Consider the following 17,536-nt stretch of genomic DNA (forward strand, 5'->3'; position numbering starts at 1 on the left):
GTGGCATCGGGACAACCCATTGTGTCGAATGAGCTACTTTGTATAGGGCGATAGACGTCGCTGGCGGCCCTTTGATGGCTAACGTATTCTTCGCGGTTCTTTGAGTCGTCTGACTCGCAAAACCGCTTTTTTCTACGTGTATTTCCGGAGTTCGCTGAATGTCTGCTGGTTGGCTGCGCGCCTGTGCGCTGGTGATGTTGGGGCTGTTCAGCGTGTCTGCGCTGGCCAAGGATAAAACGGCGATCGTGATCGGCGGCGGGCTCTCGGGCCTGACGGCGGCCTACGAACTGCAGAACAAAGGCTGGCAGGTGACCCTGCTGGAAGCCAAGCCGACCCTGGGTGGTCGTTCCGGCATGGCCACCAGCGAATGGATCGGCAACGACAAGACTCAGCCGGTGTTGAACAAGTACGTATCGACCTTCAAGCTGAGCACCACGCCGGCCCCTGAATTCGTGCGCACGCCGAGCTACCTGATCGACGGCGTGTATTACACCGCCGCTGACCTGGCCACCAAAGAGCCGGCCACCGCTGATGCGCTCAAGCGTTACGAGAAGACCCTGGACGACCTGGCGCGCTCGATCGAAGACCCGCTGAACCCTGCCGCGACCAGCGCGCTGCATGCCCTGGATCAGATCAACGTCTCCAACTGGCTCGACCGTTTGACGTTGCCAGCCACGGCTCGCCAATTGATCAATCAGCAAATCCGTACCCGTTATGACGAACCTTCGCGCCTGTCGTTGCTGTACTACGCACAACAGAGCCGGGTTTACCGTGGCGTGTCCGACCGTGACCTGCGCGCTTCGCGCCTGCTGGGCGGCAGCCCGGTGCTGGCACAAGCCTTCGTCAAACAGCTGAAAACCATCAAGACCAGTTCCCCGGTCTCGTCCATCACCCAGGACAAGGACGGCGTGACCGTCAAGGTCGGCAGCGTCGGCTATCAGGCTGACTACGTCGTGGTCGCGGTGCCGTTGCGCGCCCTCAACAAAATCGTGATGACCCCGGCACTGGATGCCCAGCACATGGGCGCGATCAAAGGCACCAACTACGGTTGGCGCGACCAGATCATGCTGAAGTTCAAGACGCCGGTCTGGGAAAGCAAGGCGCGCATGTCCGGCGAGATCTACAGCAACACCGGCCTGGGCATGTTGTGGGTCGAGCCGGCGCTGAAGGGTGGTGCCAACGTGGTGATCAACCTGTCCGGCGACAACGCACGAGTGATGCAGGCCTTCGGCGACAAGCAGATGGCCGATCAGGTGCTGATTCGCTTGCACACGTTTTATCCACAGGCGCGCGGTTCGTTCACCGGTTATGAAATCCGTCGCTACAGCACCGACCCTTCGATGGGCGGCGCTTACCTGGCCTTCGGTCCGGGCCAGATCAGCAAGTTCTGGCGCCTGTGGGAACGTCCGCTGCAACGCGTAGCGTTTGCTGGCGAACACACCGACACCTTGTACCCGGGCACTCTGGAAGGCGCGTTGCGCACCGGTCAGCGTGCAGCCGGTCAGGTTGAAGACCTGGCGGCCGGCAAGTCGTTTGAACCGGCGAAGGTTGTCCCGGCAGCGACTGCTGCAGCAGCCGGCGCAGTGGCGGCGAAGAAAGGCAACTTCTTCAGCAACCTGTTCGGTGGTTCTTCGGACGACGACAAGAAGCCGGAACCCGTGAAAGCGCCAGAGCCCGTCACACCGCCAGCCCCGGCACCGGCTCCAGTAGCAGCCCCGGCCCCTGCGCCAGTGGAAGCGCCGAAACCTGCCGCCCCGGTGAAAGCCGAGCCGGCCAAGAAGGCTGCGGCCAAGGCGCCGGCGAAAAAGCCTGCTGCCGAAACCAAAAAAGCTCCGGTCAAACCGGCGGCAAAGAAAGCTGAAGCGGCGAAGAAACCTGCAGCCAAACCTGCTGCGACCCCGGTAGCTGATACCAAAGCGCAGTAAGCGTCTGGATTAAAGAAACGCGGCGTAAATGCCGCGTTTTTTTATGCCCGAAGAAAAGAATTGAATAAATCTCATGGCATTGGTGTTCTTGATCTGGGCGTCATTTTTTTTCACACATTGGTCGTTAATCTTTCCTTAACTCACCGATTTCAGACTCTTGATCGTATTTCTCGATATTTCAAAGCGAAATTTTCCGCTTTAATTCGATAGATAACTCGATAGTCTTGGTCGCAATTCTCACAGGATTTGGGCATGCAGCTACGTAACTCTTCTTCCCGCTACGGTTGGGTCAGCATCTTCATGCACTGGGGCGTGGCGCTGGCGGTCTTCGGTCTGTTTGCACTGGGCCTGTGGATGGTCGATCTCGACTACTACAGCACCTGGCGCAAAGATGCGCCGGAGCTGCACAAGAGCATTGGCCTGGTGTTGCTGGCCGTGATGGTGCTTCGGGTGCTGTGGCGCTTTATCAGCCCACCACCGCCAACGCTGGAAAGCTATGGCCGGCTGACGCGCATGGGCGCGAAGTTTGGCCATTCGTTCCTGTACCTGGGTCTGTTTGCTGTGATGATTGCCGGTTACCTGATTTCCACCGCAGATGGTGTCGGGATTCCGGTGTTTGGCCTGTTCGAAGTTCCTGCACTGGTTTCCGGACTACCGGACCAGGCAGACACCGCCGGTGAGATTCATCTGTATCTGGCATGGGTGCTGGTAATTTTTTCCGGTCTCCATGCGTTGGCAGCATTGAAGCACCACTTTATCGATCGTGATGCGACCCTTACTCGAATGCTGGGTCGCAAAGCCTGAAGTTCAACCTCGACTCCAAAGGAATAGAAAGCATGTTGAAAAAGACCCTCGCCGCTTTGGCAATCGGTTCCGCTCTGCTGTCCGCCGGTAACGTAATGGCCGCTGATTATGTCGTCGACAAGGAAGGCCAGCACGCCTTCGTTGACTTCAAGATCAGCCACCTGGGCTACAGCTTCATCACCGGTACCTTCAAGGATATCGATGGCAAGTTCAGCTTCGACGCTGCCAAGCCTGAAGACGCCAAGATCGAGTTCAATGTGAACACCGCCAGCGTCTTCACCAACAACGCCGAACGCGACAAGCACATCGCCAGCGGTGATTTCCTGAACGCGAGCAAATTCGCTAAAGCCACCTTCGTTTCCACCAGCGTCAAATCCACCGGCAAAAACGCCGCTGGCAAAGACACTGCGGACGTGGCGGGTGATCTGACCATCGCTGGCGTGACCAAGCCAGTCGTGGTCAAGGCGACCTTCCTGGGTGAAGGCAAGGATCCATGGGGCGGCTACCGTGCCGGCTTCGAAGGCACCACCAACCTCAAGCGTTCCGATTTCGGCAAGCAGAAAGACCTGGGCCCAGCGTCCGACGCGGTTGAGTTGTACGTAACGTTTGAAGGCGTCAAAGCGAAGTAATTTTCGCGCCTGACACAAAAACGCCCCCGATCTCACGATCGGGGGCGTTTTTTATTGCCAAGCGTAATCTGCGTCGCACCACGAATCCTGTAGGAGCGAGGCTTGCCCGCGAAAGCGCCAGCGGCCTCACCACAGAAATCCGGTTGACCCCTTCGCGGGCAAGCCTCGCTCCTACGAAGAGCAGAAAAAAATGCCCCGGATCGTGAGATCAGGGGCATTTTTCATGGCTGGGTAAAACTCAGCGGTTGCGAGTCAGCAACGCTGGTTTTTCACCGCGCGGGCGGCCTGGCAATTGATCAAGCTGTTCAGGTGTCGGGAAACGATCGGTTTTCGACTCCTTGTGAATGATCTTCGGAGCCGGGCCACGCGGGTTTTGCACGGCTGGTTCCGAACGTGACTGCTCGTCACGTGCCGGGCGACGGTTGCGGCCTTCTTCGCGACGGGCCTGACCGTCACGTGGCGCACCGTTGCGTGGACCGCTGCGCTTGGCTGGCGGCGTGCCAGTGGTGGCGCCGTCGCTGCTGCGTGGACCGCTTTGGCGACCCTGAGGCTTGCCGCCGGTGCGTGGAGCACCTGCGCCAGCGGCCGTGCCTTGTGCCGGAGCACCCGGACGGCGGCCACGGCCCTGGGCCGGTTTGGCTTGAGGCACGTAGTCGACGCGGTTACCGAAGTTATCGATATCGTCGTCCAGGAACTCGTCCGGAGCGCGATCAGCGGCAGCGCGTGGCGCCGGGCGCTGTTGCTCGCGGGCAGGCGTGCCTTCGCGTGGCTTCTGCTCACGTGCCGGGCGCTCGCCACGGCCGCTGGCCGCCGGTTTTTCCTTGCCGCCCTTGTCCTTGCCCTTGTCTTTACGACCGCCGCCACCGCCGCTGCCGTTCGGACCGTCGCCGCGCGGGCCACGTGGGTTGCGCGGGTTACGTACGTCCGGACGCTCGCGCACTTCCGGTTTCTCGGCTTCCACGGCGCTGGAATCGAAGCCCATCAGGTCGCCGTCGGCGATTTTCTGCTTGGTCATGCGTTCGATGCTTTTCAGCAGTTTTTCTTCGTCCGGAGCCACCAGCGAGATCGCCTCGCCCGAACGACCGGCACGGCCAGTACGGCCGATACGGTGCACGTAATCTTCGTCGACGTTCGGCAGTTCGAAGTTGACCACGTGTGGCAACTGGTCGATGTCGAGGCCGCGCGCGGCGATGTCAGTAGCGACCAGGATGCGCACTTCGCCGGCCTTGAAGTCGGCCAGGGCTTTGGTGCGCGCGTTCTGGCTCTTGTTACCGTGGATGGCAACGGCGCTGAGGCCATGTTTATCCAGGTATTCGGCCAGGCGGTTGGCGCCGTGCTTGGTGCGGGTGAACACCAGCACCTGTTCCCAGGCGCCCGCGGTAATCAGGTGCGCCAGCAGCGAACGCTTGTGGTTGGCTGGCAGGCGGAAAACCCGTTGCTCGATACGCTCGACCGTGGTGTTCGGCGGCGTCACTTCGATGCGTTCCGGGTTGTGCAGCAGCTTGCCGGCGAGGTCGGTGATGTCCTTGGAGAACGTCGCCGAGAACAGCAGGTTCTGACGCTTGGCCGGGAGGCGGGCCAGGACCTTCTTCACGTCATGGACAAAGCCCATGTCGAGCATACGGTCGGCTTCGTCCAGCACGAGGATTTCCACGTGTGACAAATCGACGCTGCCTTGGCCGGCGAGGTCGAGCAGGCGGCCAGGGCAGGCCACCAGCACGTCAACGCCACGGGACATGGCCTGAACCTGTGGGTTCATGCCGACGCCGCCGAAGATGCAGGCGCTGACGAACTTCAGGTCACGGGCATAGACCTTGAAGCTCTCGTGTACTTGAGCCGCGAGTTCGCGGGTAGGGGTCAGGACCAGTACGCGCGGTTGGCGCGGGCCGTGACGCTGGGATTTGTCCGGGTGACCGTTAGGGAACAACCGCTCCAGGATCGGAAGGGCGAAGCCACCGGTTTTGCCAGTACCTGTCTGAGCCGCAACCATCAGGTCGCGACCTTGCAACACGGCGGGAATGGCCCGCTGTTGCACCGGAGTAGGCTCGGTATAGCCCGCTGCCTCGATGGCGCGGACTAAAGCCTCGGAGAGACCGAGGGAAGCAAAGGACATGAGTAATCCTGTTTTAGTTAGGGCTTGGCCCAATGGGAGTCTTGCCTGGCGCGAATGGCGTTTAAGAGGACGCAATCCCGTCCGGTCCTGCTGGGCCTCGAAGGCTCGTCTGGAGCGCTCGCGCGGGCTGAAAAGCTGCGCTGTAGCGGGGTCGAGATGCCTTGAACAAGTCCGAGCGTCCGGGCGTGAGCCTGGCGGGAAGGCCGGAGTATAACAGAGCAATCACTGCGCGCCGCTTTCCTGCTGCTCAACGGTTTTTTCGCGGGCAGCGGTGGCCCCGGCAGTTTTCGTGCTGGTAGCCGGACCGGCGCCATAACGGGCGCTGAGTTCGGCGTACGCGGGTTCACGCTTGAATCGTTTGAGCTCGGCGCCGAAACGCTGCACCAGCAAATCCATGCCCGCGTTGCGGCGCACCGCCAGAAACTGGCTCTGCTGGCTGATGACGGTCGGGTTTTCGCTGATCTGGTCGCGGATATTCAACTCGTCGAGCAAATGCTGGCCCACCCGGCGGTCGGTGATCAGCAGGTCGATCCTGCCGCGCACCAGTTTGCCGAAGTTGGCTTCATGGGTGGGCGCCGGTTCGCGCGTGAACAGCGTCGATTCACGGAAGTCCGGGCTGTACAGATAGCCCGGCGAGGTGCCTATCGTCAGGCCTTTCAGATCGTCGAGGGTGCTAAACGGATGCGGGCGTTCGTTGGCATAGAACAGCACGAACTGGACTTCCGAGAGCGGTTCGCTGGGGTAGAGCAGGGTCGCCTCGCGCTCGTCGCTGTGAAAAATGTCCAGCGCGCCATCGGCCTGGCCGGTTTCAAGCATCGACAGGCAGCGTTTCCACGGCAGGAACTGCCACTCGACTTCGATCCCCAGGCGCTTGAAGACGATGGCCGTGGTTTCGTAGTCCAGGCCCAGTGATTTGCCATTTTCCTCGTAGACATAAGGCGCCCACGGTTCAGTGACAATGCGTAGCTTCTCGCCCCGAGCGGCGAAGCTCAGGCAAGTGAAAACCAGCACGGCAATTAACTGTGGGATCAAAGGCATGGGCTTGAGATTACGACGAGAAACGGGAAAGAGCCAGAAACCGACTGCAGATGCTCTATCTCCGTGTGTTGCATCACAATAAAAGTACGTAGAAAGCAAAAAATCGCAGCCTTCGACCGCTCCTACAGGGATTAAACATGCCCGAATGTAGGAGTGGCCGAAGGCTGCGATCTTTTGATCTTGCTTTAAACGTTTATCAGCGCGGCAACTTCAGGTTGTTCCACACCGCCAGACTCGCTTCAGCCTGGTTCAGTGTGTAGAAGTGCAGCCCTGGCGCACCACCTTGCAGCAGGCGTTCGCACATTTCGGTGATGACTTGTTCACCAAAGCCTTGAATGCTCTGGGTGTCGTCGCCGTAGGCTTCCAGTTGCTTGCGGATCCAGCGCGGGATTTCCGCACCGCAGGCATCGGAGAAACGCGCCAGCTTGCTGTAGTTGGTGATCGGCATGATGCCCGGCACGATCGGGATGTTCACGCCCATCGCCCGTACACGCTCGACGAAGTAGAAATAGCTGTCGGCGTTGAAGAAGTACTGGGTGATCGCGCTGTCGGCGCCAGCGTTGGCTTTGCGTACGAAGTTGGTCAGATCGTCTTCGAAGTTGCGCGCTTGCGGATGCATTTCCGGGTAGGCGGCGACTTCGATGTGGAAATGATCGCCGGTCTCTTCACGAATGAATTGGACCAGGTCGTTGGCGTGGCGCATTTCGCCGCTGGCCATGCCCATGCCCGAAGGCAGGTCACCGCGCAGGGCAACGATACGCTTGATGCCGGCGGCCTTGTATTGCGCCAGCAGGCCGCGCAAGTCGTCCTTGCTGTCGCCTACGCAGGACAGATGCGGTGCGGCAGGGACTTTGACTTCGCTTTCGAGCTGCAACACGGTATTGAGGGTTCGATCACGGGTCGAACCGCCAGCGCCATAGGTACAGGAGAAGAAATCGGGGTTGTACGTGGCCAGCTGACGAGCAGTGGCGAGCAGCTTTTCATGCCCAGCGTCGGTCTTCGTAGGGAAGAACTCGAAGCTGTAGCGACGGTCTTGGGACATGGTCATATCCTTGGAAACGCGTAAGCCTTGCAGTCGCCACGTTTACTGTAGGAGCGAAGCTTGCTCGCGAAAGCAACAACACGGTGCTTCAGAAACAACGCGGTGATGCTTTCGCGAGCAAGCTTCGCTCCTACAGGGGAGCGTGGTTTCTGCTTAAGTCCGCTCCCATGGGGAGCGGACAGCAGGTCGAATCAGTAGCGGTAAGCGTGCGGCTTGAACGGACCTTCAACAGTCACGCCGATGTAGTCGGCCTGGGTCTTGGTCAGTTGAGTCACGACGCCGCCGAAACCGCGGACCATTTCCAGGGCCACTTCTTCGTCGAGTTTCTTCGGCAGTACTTCAACAGTCAGGCGCTCGGCTTTCTGGGCTGGCGACAGGTCGGCGTACTTCTGGCCGAACAGGAAGATCTGCGCCAGAACCTGGTTGGCGAACGAACCGTCCATGATGCGGCTTGGGTGACCGGTGGCGTTACCCAGGTTAACCAGACGGCCTTCGGCCAACAGGATCAGGTAGTCGTCGTTCTGGGCATCGAATGCGCCAGGGCCGGTACGGTGGATTTTGTGAACCTGTGGCTTCACTTCTTCCCATGCCCAGTTCTTGCGCATGAAAGCGGTGTCGATTTCGTTGTCGAAGTGACCGATGTTGCAGACAACAGCGCGCTTCTTCAGGGCTTTGAGCATGTTCGCGTCGCAAACATTGACGTTGCCGGTGGTGGTCACGATCAGGTCGATCTTGCCCAGCAGCGCTTTGTCGATGCTTGCTTCGGTACCGGTGTTGATACCGTCGATGAACGGCGAAACCAGTTCGAAACCGTCCATGCAGGCTTGCATGGCGCAGATCGGGTCGACTTCGGAGACTTTAACGATCATGCCTTCCTGACGCAGGGACTGAGCGGAGCCCTTGCCCACGTCGCCGTAACCGATGACCAGCGCTTGCTTGCCGGACAGCAGGTGGTCGGTGCCACGCTTGATCGCATCGTTCAGGCTGTGACGGCAGCCGTACTTGTTGTCGTTCTTGGACTTGGTCACCGAGTCGTTGACGTTGATGGCCGGGATTTTCAGCTCGCCCTTGGCCAGCATGTCCAGCAGGCGGTGAACGCCGGTGGTGGTTTCTTCGGTCACGCCGTGAACGCGATCCAGAACCTGTGGGTACTTGTCGTGCAGCAGCTGGGTCAGGTCGCCGCCGTCGTCGAGGATCATGTTGGCATCCCAAGGCGCGCCATCTTTCAGGATGGTTTGCTCCAGGCACCACTCGTACTCTTCTTCAGTCTCGCCTTTCCAGGCGAAAACCGGGATGCCAGCAGCGGCGATAGCAGCAGCGGCCTGATCCTGAGTCGAGAAAATGTTGCAGGACGACCAGCGAACTTCGGCACCCAGGGCCACCAGGGTTTCGATCAGCACGGCAGTCTGAATGGTCATGTGGATGCAGCCGAGAATCTTGGCGCCTTTGAGCGGCTGCTCACCGACGTACTTGCGGCGCAGACCCATCAGGGCTGGCATTTCGGATTCAGCGATGATGGTTTCGCGACGGCCCCAGGCAGCCAGGGACATGTCGGCGACTTTGTAATCGTTAAAATCTGCAGGCGTGATAACAGCGCTCATGAAGAGCCTCCATTCGTAATGTATGCGAATGGGCGCCGTTGTGCGTTTAGTGTCTGGCCGTGGCCAGTCAACGCCCCATCCGAGCCTGACAGGTTGAACCTGCTGCAGCGCCCCTCGGACAGGTGGCGGGAAAACGGTATCAATGGAACGTTACCGTTTTGAAACGGGGGCGATTATAGCGGGCTATGCTGATCTTCCAAAGCGTTTCTGTCGGTCAATGTCCGAACGGTAATCGTGACCATAGACGATGCTTAATAGAGCTCTAGTCCGGGCTCTGCCATGATGGCACCCATCATTCGGCAAGACGCTCAGGAGTGAATATGAATTTCCACACCCGCAAATGGGTAAAACCCGAAGACCTCAACCCCAACGGCACGCTGTTCGGCGGCAGTCTGTTGCGCTGGATCGACGAAGAAGCGGCGATCTACGCCATCGTCCAGTTGGGCAATCAGCGCGTGGTGACCAAGTACATTTCCGAAATCAACTTCGTCAGCGCCTCGCGCCAGGGCGACATCATCGAACTGGGCATCACCGCCACCGAGTTCGGCCGCACCTCGATCACCCTGACCTGCGAAGTGCGCAACAAGATCACCCGCAAAAGCATCCTGACGGTGGAGAAGATGGTCTTCGTCAACCTCGGCGAAGACGGCCTGCCCGCCCCACACGGCCGAACCGAGATCAAATACGTCAAAGACCAGTTCAAGGACGAGTAATGCGAGTTCCGTAGGAGCCGGCTTGCCGGCGATGGCGCCATAAGCATCACCGCAAAAACCGAGTCGCCCCCATCGTCGGAACGCCGCCCGCAGCAAGCCGGCTCCTACAGAAACCAGCCAGTGCACTGAACAAGCGCCGAACCCCGCGTGTCGTACCTACATGACACGCCACCGGTTCCGGAGCTCTATGGACGCGCAAAAAGACGGCAAGACCCCGAACCTCTCGGCTGAAGAACGGCATGACGTCGAAAAAAGTCAGCCGCCACGTGCGGCTGTATTGCACGAAATCATCCGCACCCAGGGCGATCAGGAACTGGAACGCAGCGTCGCCGCACTATGGTGGTCAGCGCTCGCCGCCGGCCTGACCATGGGCCTGTCGCTGATGGCCATGGGGTTGCTCAACTCGCGCCTGCCGGACGACGAACACTTCAAGGTGATTGCCAGTTTCGGTTACTGCGCCGGGTTCCTTGCGGTCATCCTCGCCCGCCAGCAATTGTTCACCGAGAACACCCTGACGGCGGTGCTGCCGGTCATGACCAAACCCACTCTGAACAATTTCGGCCGGTTGTTGCGGCTGTGGTCGGTGGTGCTGGTGGGCAACCTTTGCGGCACCTTGCTGGTCGCGTATGTGATGTTGCACCTGCCGATTTTCGACACCAGGACCGACCTGGCCTTCCTCGATATCGGGCGCAAAGTCATGGAGAACGATGCGAGCAAGATGTTCGCCAAAGGCATTGTGTCGGGCTGGATGATCGCGACCATGGTCTGGATGATCCCGTCCATGGAGAGCGCCAAGATGTGGATCATCATCCTCATCACCTACCTCATGGCGCTGGGGGATTTCACCCACATCGTCGTCGGTTCGGCCGAGGTGTCGTATCTGGTGTTTGCCGGCGAGTTGCCGTGGAAGGATTTCTGGCTGGTGTTCGCAGGTCCCACGCTGGTGGGGAACATCATCGGTGGCAGCTTTATTTTTGCGCTGTTGAGCCATGCGCAGATTCGCAGCGAAAGCGGGCCGCCGAAGCAGTCTGCGGATCGGCAACCCGACCCGCAGAAGGTCAAAAAGTAATCAGTGATGCCCGACCTGTGCCGCTGGCGCAGGCTCATCCCGGGTCACGTGCTTGACCAGTTTGCCGATGCTCAAGCCCTGCAACAGGATCGACGACAACACCACGATGTAGGTGATGCTCAGCAGCAAATCACGCTCCGGGCCCAATGGCAGCGCCAGGGCGAGCGCTACCGAAACACCACCGCGCAAACCACCCCAGGTCAGAATCCGGATCGTCCCGCGCGGCACTGTGCGCCAGCGTCGCAGCAGGAGGATGGCCGGTGCCACGGTCAACAGGCGCGAGAGCAGAATGGCCAGGGCCAGCAAACTTGCCGCCAGCACGTGCAGCCAGTTGAACGGCAGCAGCAACAGCTCCATGCCGATCAGGGCAAACAGCAAGGCGTTGAGCATGTCGTCGAGCAGCTCCCAGAAACCGTCCAGGTACTTTCGGGTCATGTCGTTCATCGCCAGGTTGCGCCCCAGATTGCCGATGATCAGGCCGGCGACCACCATCGCGATCGGTGCGGAAACATGCAGCTCCGACGCCATGGCCGAGCCGCCGATCACCAGTGCCAGGGTCAGCATGACTTCGATCTGATGCTGCTCGATGCTTTTGATCATCAGGTACACCAGGTAGCCGATCAGCCCACCAAACAGCACACCGCCAATCGCTTCGTGCGCGAACAGCAGGGCCGTGGCGCCTACAGTTGGGGTTTCACCGAGTTGCGCGATACCCAGCAGCACGGTGAACACCACTACCGCGGTGCCATCGTTGAACAGCGATTCACCAACAATCGTGGTTTTCAGCGGTTTGGACGCGTTGGCGGTCCGCAGCACGCCGAGCACCGCGATGGGGTCGGTCGGGGAAATCAGCGCGCCGAACAGCAGGCAGTACAGAAAGCTCACATGCCAGCCGAACAGGGCAAAGATGTAATACGCGAGGCTGCCGATCACGGCGGTGGCGATCAATACACCAAATGTTGCGAGCAGGCCGATGGGCCAGCGATAGCTGCGCAGGTCATTGAGATTGACGTGCAGCGCACCGGCGAACAGCAGAAAGGACAGCATCCAGTTCATCAGCAGATCACCGAAGTCGATCTGGCCGATCAGCTGTTGCACGCGCTCTTCGAGGCCGGGGTAACCGAGGAAACTCAGGCCCTGCAACAGCAGGGAAAACATCAGCGCGGTGACCATGACGCCGATGGTCGGGGGCAGGCCGATGAAACGGAAATTCACGTAGGTGAGCAGGGAGGTGAGGCAGATAAACGCAGCGACAAGTTCAAGCATCCGGGGTCCTTGGATGAGGGGAGAGATTGGTTTTCAGGTAGGTGCACCGAGTCGGTTTCTTCGCGGGCAAGCCCCGCTCCTACAGGATCTGCGCGATCCTGTAGGAGCGAGGCTTGCCCGCGAAGGCAATTATTCAGGCGGACACATTGACCGCAGTCGCACCGCGACGTTGCAGGTAAATGAAGAAAAGCGCTGTCAGCACCGTCAAGCCACTGACCAGCGCCCCGGTCCACGGCAAGTCCGCCAGGTCCGCGCCGCTGGCGACCACCAGCCCGCCAATCCACGCGCCCGCCGCATTACCGAGATTGAAAGCGCTCTGGTTCAACGTCGAACCCAGATTGGGTGCTTCATGTGCCTGATCAATGATCAGCAGTTGCAGAATCGGGCACAGGGCGAAGGCAAAGATCCCCCACAACACCAGCGTGATCGCCGCCGGAATCACCGAGTGACTGGTCTGCGTGAACGCGGCCAGCACGACCACCACCGCCAACGCCATGCCCACCAGCGAAGGCAGCAAGCGACTGTCGGCCAGGCGGCCGCCGAGCATGCTGCCCGCCGTCAAACCGACGCCGAACAACAGCAACATAATGGTCACGCCGTGCGGGCTGACCCCGGTGATGTCCTGCAGGATCGGCGCGATGTAGGTGAACACGCTGAACAGGCTGGTCGACGCCAGTACGCTCATGCCCAGGGCCAGCAGCACATTGACCTTGCCCAGCACCTTGAACTCGCTGGCGAGGTTGGCCTCGTCCATGGCGATGTCCTTCGGCAACCAGACCCACTGCGCAATCGCGGCGATCACACCGATCACCGACACCGCCCAGAACGTCGAACGCCAACCGGCGTATTGGCCGAGCGCGGTGCCCAATGGCACACCGAGCACATTGGCCAGGGTCAGGCCGGTGAACATCATGGCAATCGCCTGCGCCCGTTTGTTCGGCGCGACCAGACCGGCCGCGACCACCGAACCGATGCCGAAGAACGCCCCGTGGCATAACGCGGTAACCACTCGGGCGGCCATCAGCGTGGCGTAGTTTGGCGCCAACGCGCACAGCACGTTGCCGAGGATGAACATCAGTGTCATGCCTAGCAGGGTGGCTTTGCGCGGCATATTGGCGGTGCCGACCGCGAGGATCGGCGCGCCGAACACCACGCCCAGGGCGTAACCGGTGATCAACAGACCGGCGTGGGGAATGCTCACGGCGAGGTCGCGAGCGACGTCGGGCAGCAAGCCCATGATGACGAATTCAGTGGTGCCGATGCCGAACGCGGCAACAGCGAGGGCAAGCAAGGCGAGTGGCATGCGCAAGGTCTCTGTCGGTAGTCTTGACGCTGTGATCAGGCATACGCAGGCCGACGACCGTTCTCGAAGAGAGCGGGTCATGGCAGAAATTATTGGAATTAGTCTGTGCGCAACTGAGTGCGGCGTGGTCGCTTGCAGTATAAACAGCTGCTGACATATGGCGAATCAATTCTCCCCCCCCGTCCCTGTAGGAGCACGGCTTGCCGGCGAAAGCGGTCTCAAGTACGCCTTCGCCGGCAAGCCGTGCTCCTACAGGGTGAGGATGATGAACAAAAGGAGTGTGCCGTGCTTGCAACGGCGTTGGTGTTGGTGGCGGCGCTGTTGCACGCGGCGTGGAACACCCTGATTAAATTCAGTGCGGAACGGTTGTTGGTCGTGGCCTGCATGGACAGCGTGGCGATGCTTTTTGTCGCGCTGATGCTGCCGTTCGTGGCGCTGCCACCGATTGAAATCTGGCCATGGATTCTCGCATCGGCCGCATTCGAATTGCTTTATCGCTATCTGCTGATTCAGGCCTATCGAGTAGGTGATCTCGGTTTGGTGTACCCGCTGATGCGTGGCTTGTCGCCGTTAGTGGTGCTGGCCTTGACGCTGATCTTTGCCGGGGAGGTGCTGACGAATCAGCAGATCTTCGGAATTCTGCTCATCCCGTTGGGCATGCTGTGCCTGCTGTGGCAGGGCGGTGGCGGTACGCGTTTGCCGTGGTCGATGCTGCCGGTGGTGGCGCTGATTGGCCTGTGCATTGGCTGCTACACCTTTATCGATGGCCAGGCGTTGCGGCGCTGGTCGCATCCGCTGGACTACCTGGTCTGGGTGACGTTGCTCAGCGCCTGGCCGTTTCCGCTGCTGGCGTTGGTGCGCAAGCGGCCGGCGTTCATGCTGTTCTGGCGTGAACAATGGCGCTTGGGATTGGCGGTCGGGTTCTGCGTGTTGTTCAGCTACGCTCTGGTGCTGTGGGCGATGCAGCTGGGGTCGATTGCAGAAGCGGCGGCATTGCGCGAGATCAGCGTGATTCTGGTGGTGCTGTTTGGCATGCGCTATCTGAAAGAACCTTTCGGTCGGCCGCGGCTCTTGGCCTGTGGGCTGGTGCTGATTGGCATGTTGGTGATGAAGTTTTGACCGGAATCCGGATTTTATAACTCGAAGAAAGGGACTGCGATATGACGGTTGCTCTGTGGTGCATTTTGATTGCGTTCTTCCTGCCCTATCTCTGCGTGGGGATTGCCAAGATCAGTGGCCGTTTTGGACTGAAAGACAACCATGACCCCCGGGATTTTCTCGAGTCACTGAATGGTTTGGGCCGGCGCGCCTATGCAGCGCAATTGAACAGTTTCGAAGTGACCCCGGCGTTCGCGGCGGCGGTGATCGTGGCCCACCTGGCCGGCAACGCCGAGCTGGTGACGATCAATGTGCTGTCGGTGTTGTTCATCACCAGCCGTCTGCTGTACATCATTTGCTACCTGGCGGACTGGGCGATTCTGCGGTCGCTGGTGTGGTTTGTGGGGATGGGGTTGATCGTGAGTTTCTTTGTGATTTCGGTCTGACATATCTGCGGTGTTTATTTTGGCCCTTTCGCGGGCAAGTCGGATCGCCGCCCGCTCGCTCCTACAGGTATTACAGTCGATCACAATTGTGTGATCGCCGCAGATCCCTGTAGGAGCGTGGCTTGCCCGCGAAAGCTATCTATCTGCCGCCACAGTAATCAAGGGTTGGCTTTAACCGCATCAGCCACCTGAGGCACTTGCGGCAAGGCCGCGCCTTTGGGCCAGAGCATCCAGATCTGCCCCTGCTGCTTCATGTCGCCAGCCAGTTGACCCGCCGCTTCGCCGGTGCCCCAGAACAAATCCGCACGGACTTCACCGGCAATCGCGCCGCCAGTGTCTTGAGCTGCCACCGGACGAACCAGTGCAGTGCCGTCCGGCCGCGTTGTGGATAACCACAACAGGCTGCCCAGCGGAATCACTTTGCGATCCACTGCCGCGCTGTAACCCGCCGTCAGCGGTACGTTCAGCGATCCGCGAGGGCCTTCATTGCTGTCCGGGTTGCGGGTGAAGAACACATAGCTCGGGTTGCTGCCGAGCAGTTCCGGAATGCGCGCCGGATTGGCCTTGGCCCAGTCGCTGATTGCGCCCATGGTCACGTCTTCTTTCTTCAGTTCGCCTTGCTCTACCAGCCAGCGGCCGATGGGGCGATACGGATGACCGTTCTGGTCGGCATACGCAATGCGCAACTGGCGACCATCGTCGAGCTGAATGCGACCGGAACCCTGGATTTGCAGGAATTGCAGGTTCATCGGGTCGGTCAGCCACGCCACGACCGGCGCCTTGACCCCTTTGGTTTCGATGGTTGCTGCATCGTCGTAAGGCTTGAGCACGCGACCTTCGAGCCGTCCGCGCAGGCGTTTGCCTTTGAGCTCCGGGTAGATGCTGTCCAGAGAGACGATGATCATGTCCTCTGGAACCCCGTACACCGGAATGTTCGCCACGGCAGTTTGGGTCAGGCTGCCGGGGTAGACTGGTTCGTAGTAACCGGTGATCAAGCCGTTGGGATTGTCGTTGGCGGCGCGTAGGCCGTAGACGTCGAGGTTCTGTTTGAGGAAGCCGCGAATGTCACTGGCGGTTTGCGGCACGTTGGTGGCAGCAGCGCAGGTCGAGCCCCAGATCGGGTCGGCCTTGAGTCGGGTGCAGGCGCTGCGCCATGAACCGAAGCCGGCGACCAGGTCGTTATCGGACACCGTCGGCAGGGCTTCCCAGGTGGCGCTGGAATAAGTCGCCAGCGCGTGGGTCTTGGGTTTGTTGTTGTCACCGCCGGTGCAGCCTGCGAGCACGGCCACCATCGGGAGGGTCCAGGCGAGGCGGTGACGCCATGCCTTGAAACGGCTGTTCATGGAGTAATTCCTTTGTCGATTGCCTGAGTGCTCCATGCGCTCAAACAACCCGTATTGATAATAGGGCTATTGGTCTTTGCCGATGACGCGAGGATACTGGCCGCCGTTTCCCGTGACCTGAAGCCACCATGACTCTTAAAAGACTTTCCGTTGTATTGCTGGCCTGCCTGACCTTGTCCGCGTGCGGCGGTGTCGATCCGAATTCGCCACTGGGCCAGCGCAAGGCAATCTTCAAACAAATGCTCAAGACCGGCGAAGACCTGGGTGGCATGTTGCGCGGCCGCATTCCATTCGACGGCCCGAAATTCGCTGACGGCGCGGTGAAACTCGATGCGCTGTCCCAGGAACCGTGGAAGCATTTTCCGCAGGTGCGCGAAGAAGATCACACTAGCGCCAAGGGCGATGTGTGGCAGAAACAGGCACGCTTTCAGGAAATGGCCCGCACCCTTGAAGCCGCCACCGGTGAATTGGTGATTGCCAGCAAGGTTCAGCCATACAAGGCCAGCAACCTGGGGCCGGCGGTGCAGAAGGTCGAAGATGCCTGCAGTGCGTGCCATAAGGAATTTCGGGATCATTGATTTGCAGCGCTCTTGCTGACGCTTTCGCGAGCAGGCTCGCTCCCACATTGGAATGCATTCACCTGTGGGAGCGAGCCTGCTCGCGAAGCTCCCTGAAGAACGCTGCAAATTCCTGACTTTACCTTTTCTTATTTATCCAGCTCGTCGAGCGCGTCTTGCAGTTCCTTGCGCGACTCGGCCAGTTTGTCTTTGCGCTTGTTGATCTTCTCGGGGTCGCCTTTCTTCATGGCTTTGTCGAGGTCGGCCTGGCGCTGGCTGACGTCATGCTTGGCGTCGAGGACCTTGTTTTCCCGCTCCTTCTTCAGCGAAGCGTCGGTGCAATGCGCGGTGACTTCGCTCAGTGCCGTTTCCAGGCCTGCCTGCTGTTCGGCGTTGCCATGGGATTTGGCCAGTTCGATCTGGTTGATGATGCCCTGTTTCTTGGCGGCACAACCGGTCAGCCCCGGGGCCTCTTCGACGGCCATCAGTGGAGCGGCCATCACGCTGCAAAGGGTCAGCAGGGCGAGTGGTGAAAGAAATTTCATAAAAGCTCCATGTGCAGGTGCAATCGGGTCGATAGGGCGATGGG

Annotated in this window: 16 protein-coding genes and 1 riboswitch; of the genes, 8 read left to right on the plus strand and 8 right to left on the minus strand. The window is 59.9% G+C overall.

Going from position 1 to position 17,536, the window contains the following annotated elements; all coding sequences use genetic code 11:
* The first annotated feature begins 158 nt into the window (after positions 1–158).
* The 3 genes from IB246_RS07110 to IB246_RS07120 all read left to right on the plus strand — a co-directional run bounded on the left by IB246_RS07110 (position 159) and on the right by IB246_RS07120 (position 3,358).
* Positions 159–1,925: a flavin monoamine oxidase family protein gene (locus IB246_RS07110; RefSeq protein ID WP_008045037.1), complete on the plus strand. Its 1,767-nt coding sequence runs from the start codon at positions 159–161 to the stop codon at positions 1,923–1,925.
* A 252-nt stretch (positions 1,926–2,177) separates the two neighbouring features.
* The gene (locus IB246_RS07115; RefSeq protein ID WP_008033319.1) at positions 2,178–2,729 is read left to right on the plus strand and encodes a cytochrome b; all 552 of its coding nucleotides are present in this window, start codon (positions 2,178–2,180) and stop codon (positions 2,727–2,729) included.
* Positions 2,730–2,761: 32 nt separating this feature from the next.
* Positions 2,762–3,358 (plus strand): YceI family protein, encoded by a 597-nt coding sequence (locus IB246_RS07120; RefSeq protein ID WP_008033318.1) that lies wholly within the window; start codon positions 2,762–2,764, stop codon positions 3,356–3,358.
* Between the two features lie 238 nt (positions 3,359–3,596).
* Here the strand turns inward: IB246_RS07120 and IB246_RS07125 are convergent, their stop codons facing one another.
* The 4 genes from IB246_RS07125 to ahcY all read right to left on the minus strand — a co-directional run bounded on the left by IB246_RS07125 (position 3,597) and on the right by ahcY (position 9,152).
* A complete protein-coding gene (locus tag IB246_RS07125) occupies positions 3,597–5,471 on the minus strand; it encodes a DEAD/DEAH box helicase (protein WP_008045030.1) in 1,875 nt (624 codons plus the stop codon).
* A gap of 222 nt (positions 5,472–5,693) precedes the next feature.
* Positions 5,694–6,509, minus strand: a complete 816-nt coding sequence (locus IB246_RS07130) for a substrate-binding periplasmic protein (protein ID WP_008045028.1) — start codon at positions 6,507–6,509, stop codon at positions 5,694–5,696.
* Positions 6,510–6,705: 196 nt separating this feature from the next.
* Positions 6,706–7,551: a methylenetetrahydrofolate reductase [NAD(P)H] gene (gene metF / locus IB246_RS07135; protein ID WP_008045026.1), complete on the minus strand. Its 846-nt coding sequence runs from the start codon at positions 7,549–7,551 to the stop codon at positions 6,706–6,708.
* A 191-nt stretch (positions 7,552–7,742) separates the two neighbouring features.
* Positions 7,743–9,152 carry an adenosylhomocysteinase gene (gene ahcY / locus IB246_RS07140; protein ID WP_008045025.1) on the minus strand — a complete coding sequence of 470 codons (1,410 nt, stop codon included), beginning with the start codon at positions 9,150–9,152 and terminating at the stop codon, positions 7,743–7,745.
* A 23-nt stretch (positions 9,153–9,175) separates the two neighbouring features.
* Positions 9,176–9,274: riboswitch (S-adenosyl-L-homocysteine riboswitch) on the minus strand.
* A 198-nt stretch (positions 9,275–9,472) separates the two neighbouring features.
* Here ahcY and IB246_RS07145 point away from each other — a divergent pair.
* Positions 9,473–9,865: an acyl-CoA thioesterase gene (locus IB246_RS07145; protein ID WP_008033312.1), complete on the plus strand. Its 393-nt coding sequence runs from the start codon at positions 9,473–9,475 to the stop codon at positions 9,863–9,865.
* Positions 9,866–10,052: 187 nt separating this feature from the next.
* The gene (locus IB246_RS07150; protein WP_008045024.1) at positions 10,053–10,934 is read left to right on the plus strand and encodes a formate/nitrite transporter family protein; all 882 of its coding nucleotides are present in this window, start codon (positions 10,053–10,055) and stop codon (positions 10,932–10,934) included.
* On the opposite strand, the gene IB246_RS07155 is transcribed toward IB246_RS07150, so the two are convergent.
* Both IB246_RS07155 and IB246_RS07160 read right to left on the minus strand, forming a co-directional pair.
* Positions 10,935–12,200, minus strand: coding sequence for a cation:proton antiporter (locus IB246_RS07155; RefSeq protein ID WP_008045015.1), 1,266 nt, complete (start codon positions 12,198–12,200; stop codon positions 10,935–10,937). It abuts the gene before it with no gap.
* A 133-nt stretch (positions 12,201–12,333) separates the two neighbouring features.
* Positions 12,334–13,503: an MFS transporter gene (locus tag IB246_RS07160; protein ID WP_008045014.1), complete on the minus strand. Its 1,170-nt coding sequence runs from the start codon at positions 13,501–13,503 to the stop codon at positions 12,334–12,336.
* A 285-nt stretch (positions 13,504–13,788) separates the two neighbouring features.
* Between IB246_RS07160 and IB246_RS07165 the strand changes: the two genes are divergently transcribed.
* Together IB246_RS07165 and IB246_RS07170 are read left to right on the plus strand one after the other, a co-directional pair.
* Positions 13,789–14,622, plus strand: a complete 834-nt coding sequence (locus IB246_RS07165; RefSeq protein WP_008033307.1) for an EamA family transporter — start codon at positions 13,789–13,791, stop codon at positions 14,620–14,622.
* A gap of 41 nt (positions 14,623–14,663) precedes the next feature.
* On the plus strand, positions 14,664–15,047 hold the full coding sequence (locus tag IB246_RS07170) for an MAPEG family protein (protein ID WP_008045013.1): 384 nt from the start codon (positions 14,664–14,666) through the stop codon (positions 15,045–15,047).
* A gap of 158 nt (positions 15,048–15,205) precedes the next feature.
* Here the strand turns inward: IB246_RS07170 and IB246_RS07175 are convergent, their stop codons facing one another.
* The gene (locus IB246_RS07175) at positions 15,206–16,390 is read right to left on the minus strand and encodes a murein transglycosylase A (protein WP_008045012.1); all 1,185 of its coding nucleotides are present in this window, start codon (positions 16,388–16,390) and stop codon (positions 15,206–15,208) included.
* Positions 16,391–16,518: 128 nt separating this feature from the next.
* On the opposite strand from IB246_RS07175, the gene IB246_RS07180 reads away from it, so the two are divergent.
* Entirely contained in the window at positions 16,519–16,968 is a 450-nt protein-coding gene (locus IB246_RS07180; RefSeq protein WP_008033302.1) for a c-type cytochrome, read from the plus strand.
* A 128-nt stretch (positions 16,969–17,096) separates the two neighbouring features.
* Here the strand turns inward: IB246_RS07180 and IB246_RS07185 are convergent, their stop codons facing one another.
* Complete coding sequence (locus IB246_RS07185) at positions 17,097–17,492, minus strand: DUF1090 domain-containing protein (protein WP_008045011.1); 396 nt, start codon at positions 17,490–17,492, stop codon at positions 17,097–17,099.
* Positions 17,493–17,536 lie beyond the last annotated feature (44 nt).

The sequence above is a fragment of the Pseudomonas sp. PDM01 genome, from assembly GCF_014852325.1.
GTDB classification, from domain to species: domain Bacteria; phylum Pseudomonadota; class Gammaproteobacteria; order Pseudomonadales; family Pseudomonadaceae; genus Aquipseudomonas; species Aquipseudomonas migulae.

Excerpts from the sequence above, each read along its gene's own strand:
- IB246_RS07110 (WP_008045037.1), top strand. The coding sequence starts at position 159 with ATGTCTGCTGGTTGGCTGCGCGCCTGTGCGCTGGTGATGTTGGGGCTG.
- IB246_RS07115 (WP_008033319.1), top strand. The coding sequence starts at position 2,178 with ATGCAGCTACGTAACTCTTCTTCCCGCTACGGTTGGGTCAGCATCTTC.
- IB246_RS07120 (WP_008033318.1), top strand. The coding sequence starts at position 2,762 with ATGTTGAAAAAGACCCTCGCCGCTTTGGCAATCGGTTCCGCTCTGCTG.
- IB246_RS07125 (WP_008045030.1), bottom strand. The coding sequence starts at position 5,471 with ATGTCCTTTGCTTCCCTCGGTCTCTCCGAGGCTTTAGTCCGCGCCATC.
- IB246_RS07130 (WP_008045028.1), bottom strand. The coding sequence starts at position 6,509 with ATGCCTTTGATCCCACAGTTAATTGCCGTGCTGGTTTTCACTTGCCTG.
- metF (WP_008045026.1), bottom strand. The coding sequence starts at position 7,551 with ATGTCCCAAGACCGTCGCTACAGCTTCGAGTTCTTCCCTACGAAGACC.
- ahcY (WP_008045025.1), bottom strand. The coding sequence starts at position 9,152 with ATGAGCGCTGTTATCACGCCTGCAGATTTTAACGATTACAAAGTCGCC.
- IB246_RS07145 (WP_008033312.1), top strand. The coding sequence starts at position 9,473 with ATGAATTTCCACACCCGCAAATGGGTAAAACCCGAAGACCTCAACCCC.
- IB246_RS07150 (WP_008045024.1), top strand. The coding sequence starts at position 10,053 with ATGGACGCGCAAAAAGACGGCAAGACCCCGAACCTCTCGGCTGAAGAA.
- IB246_RS07155 (WP_008045015.1), bottom strand. The coding sequence starts at position 12,200 with ATGCTTGAACTTGTCGCTGCGTTTATCTGCCTCACCTCCCTGCTCACC.
- IB246_RS07160 (WP_008045014.1), bottom strand. The coding sequence starts at position 13,503 with ATGCCACTCGCCTTGCTTGCCCTCGCTGTTGCCGCGTTCGGCATCGGC.
- IB246_RS07170 (WP_008045013.1), top strand. The coding sequence starts at position 14,664 with ATGACGGTTGCTCTGTGGTGCATTTTGATTGCGTTCTTCCTGCCCTAT.
- IB246_RS07175 (WP_008045012.1), bottom strand. The coding sequence starts at position 16,390 with ATGAACAGCCGTTTCAAGGCATGGCGTCACCGCCTCGCCTGGACCCTC.
- IB246_RS07180 (WP_008033302.1), top strand. The coding sequence starts at position 16,519 with ATGACTCTTAAAAGACTTTCCGTTGTATTGCTGGCCTGCCTGACCTTG.
- IB246_RS07185 (WP_008045011.1), bottom strand. The coding sequence starts at position 17,492 with ATGAAATTTCTTTCACCACTCGCCCTGCTGACCCTTTGCAGCGTGATG.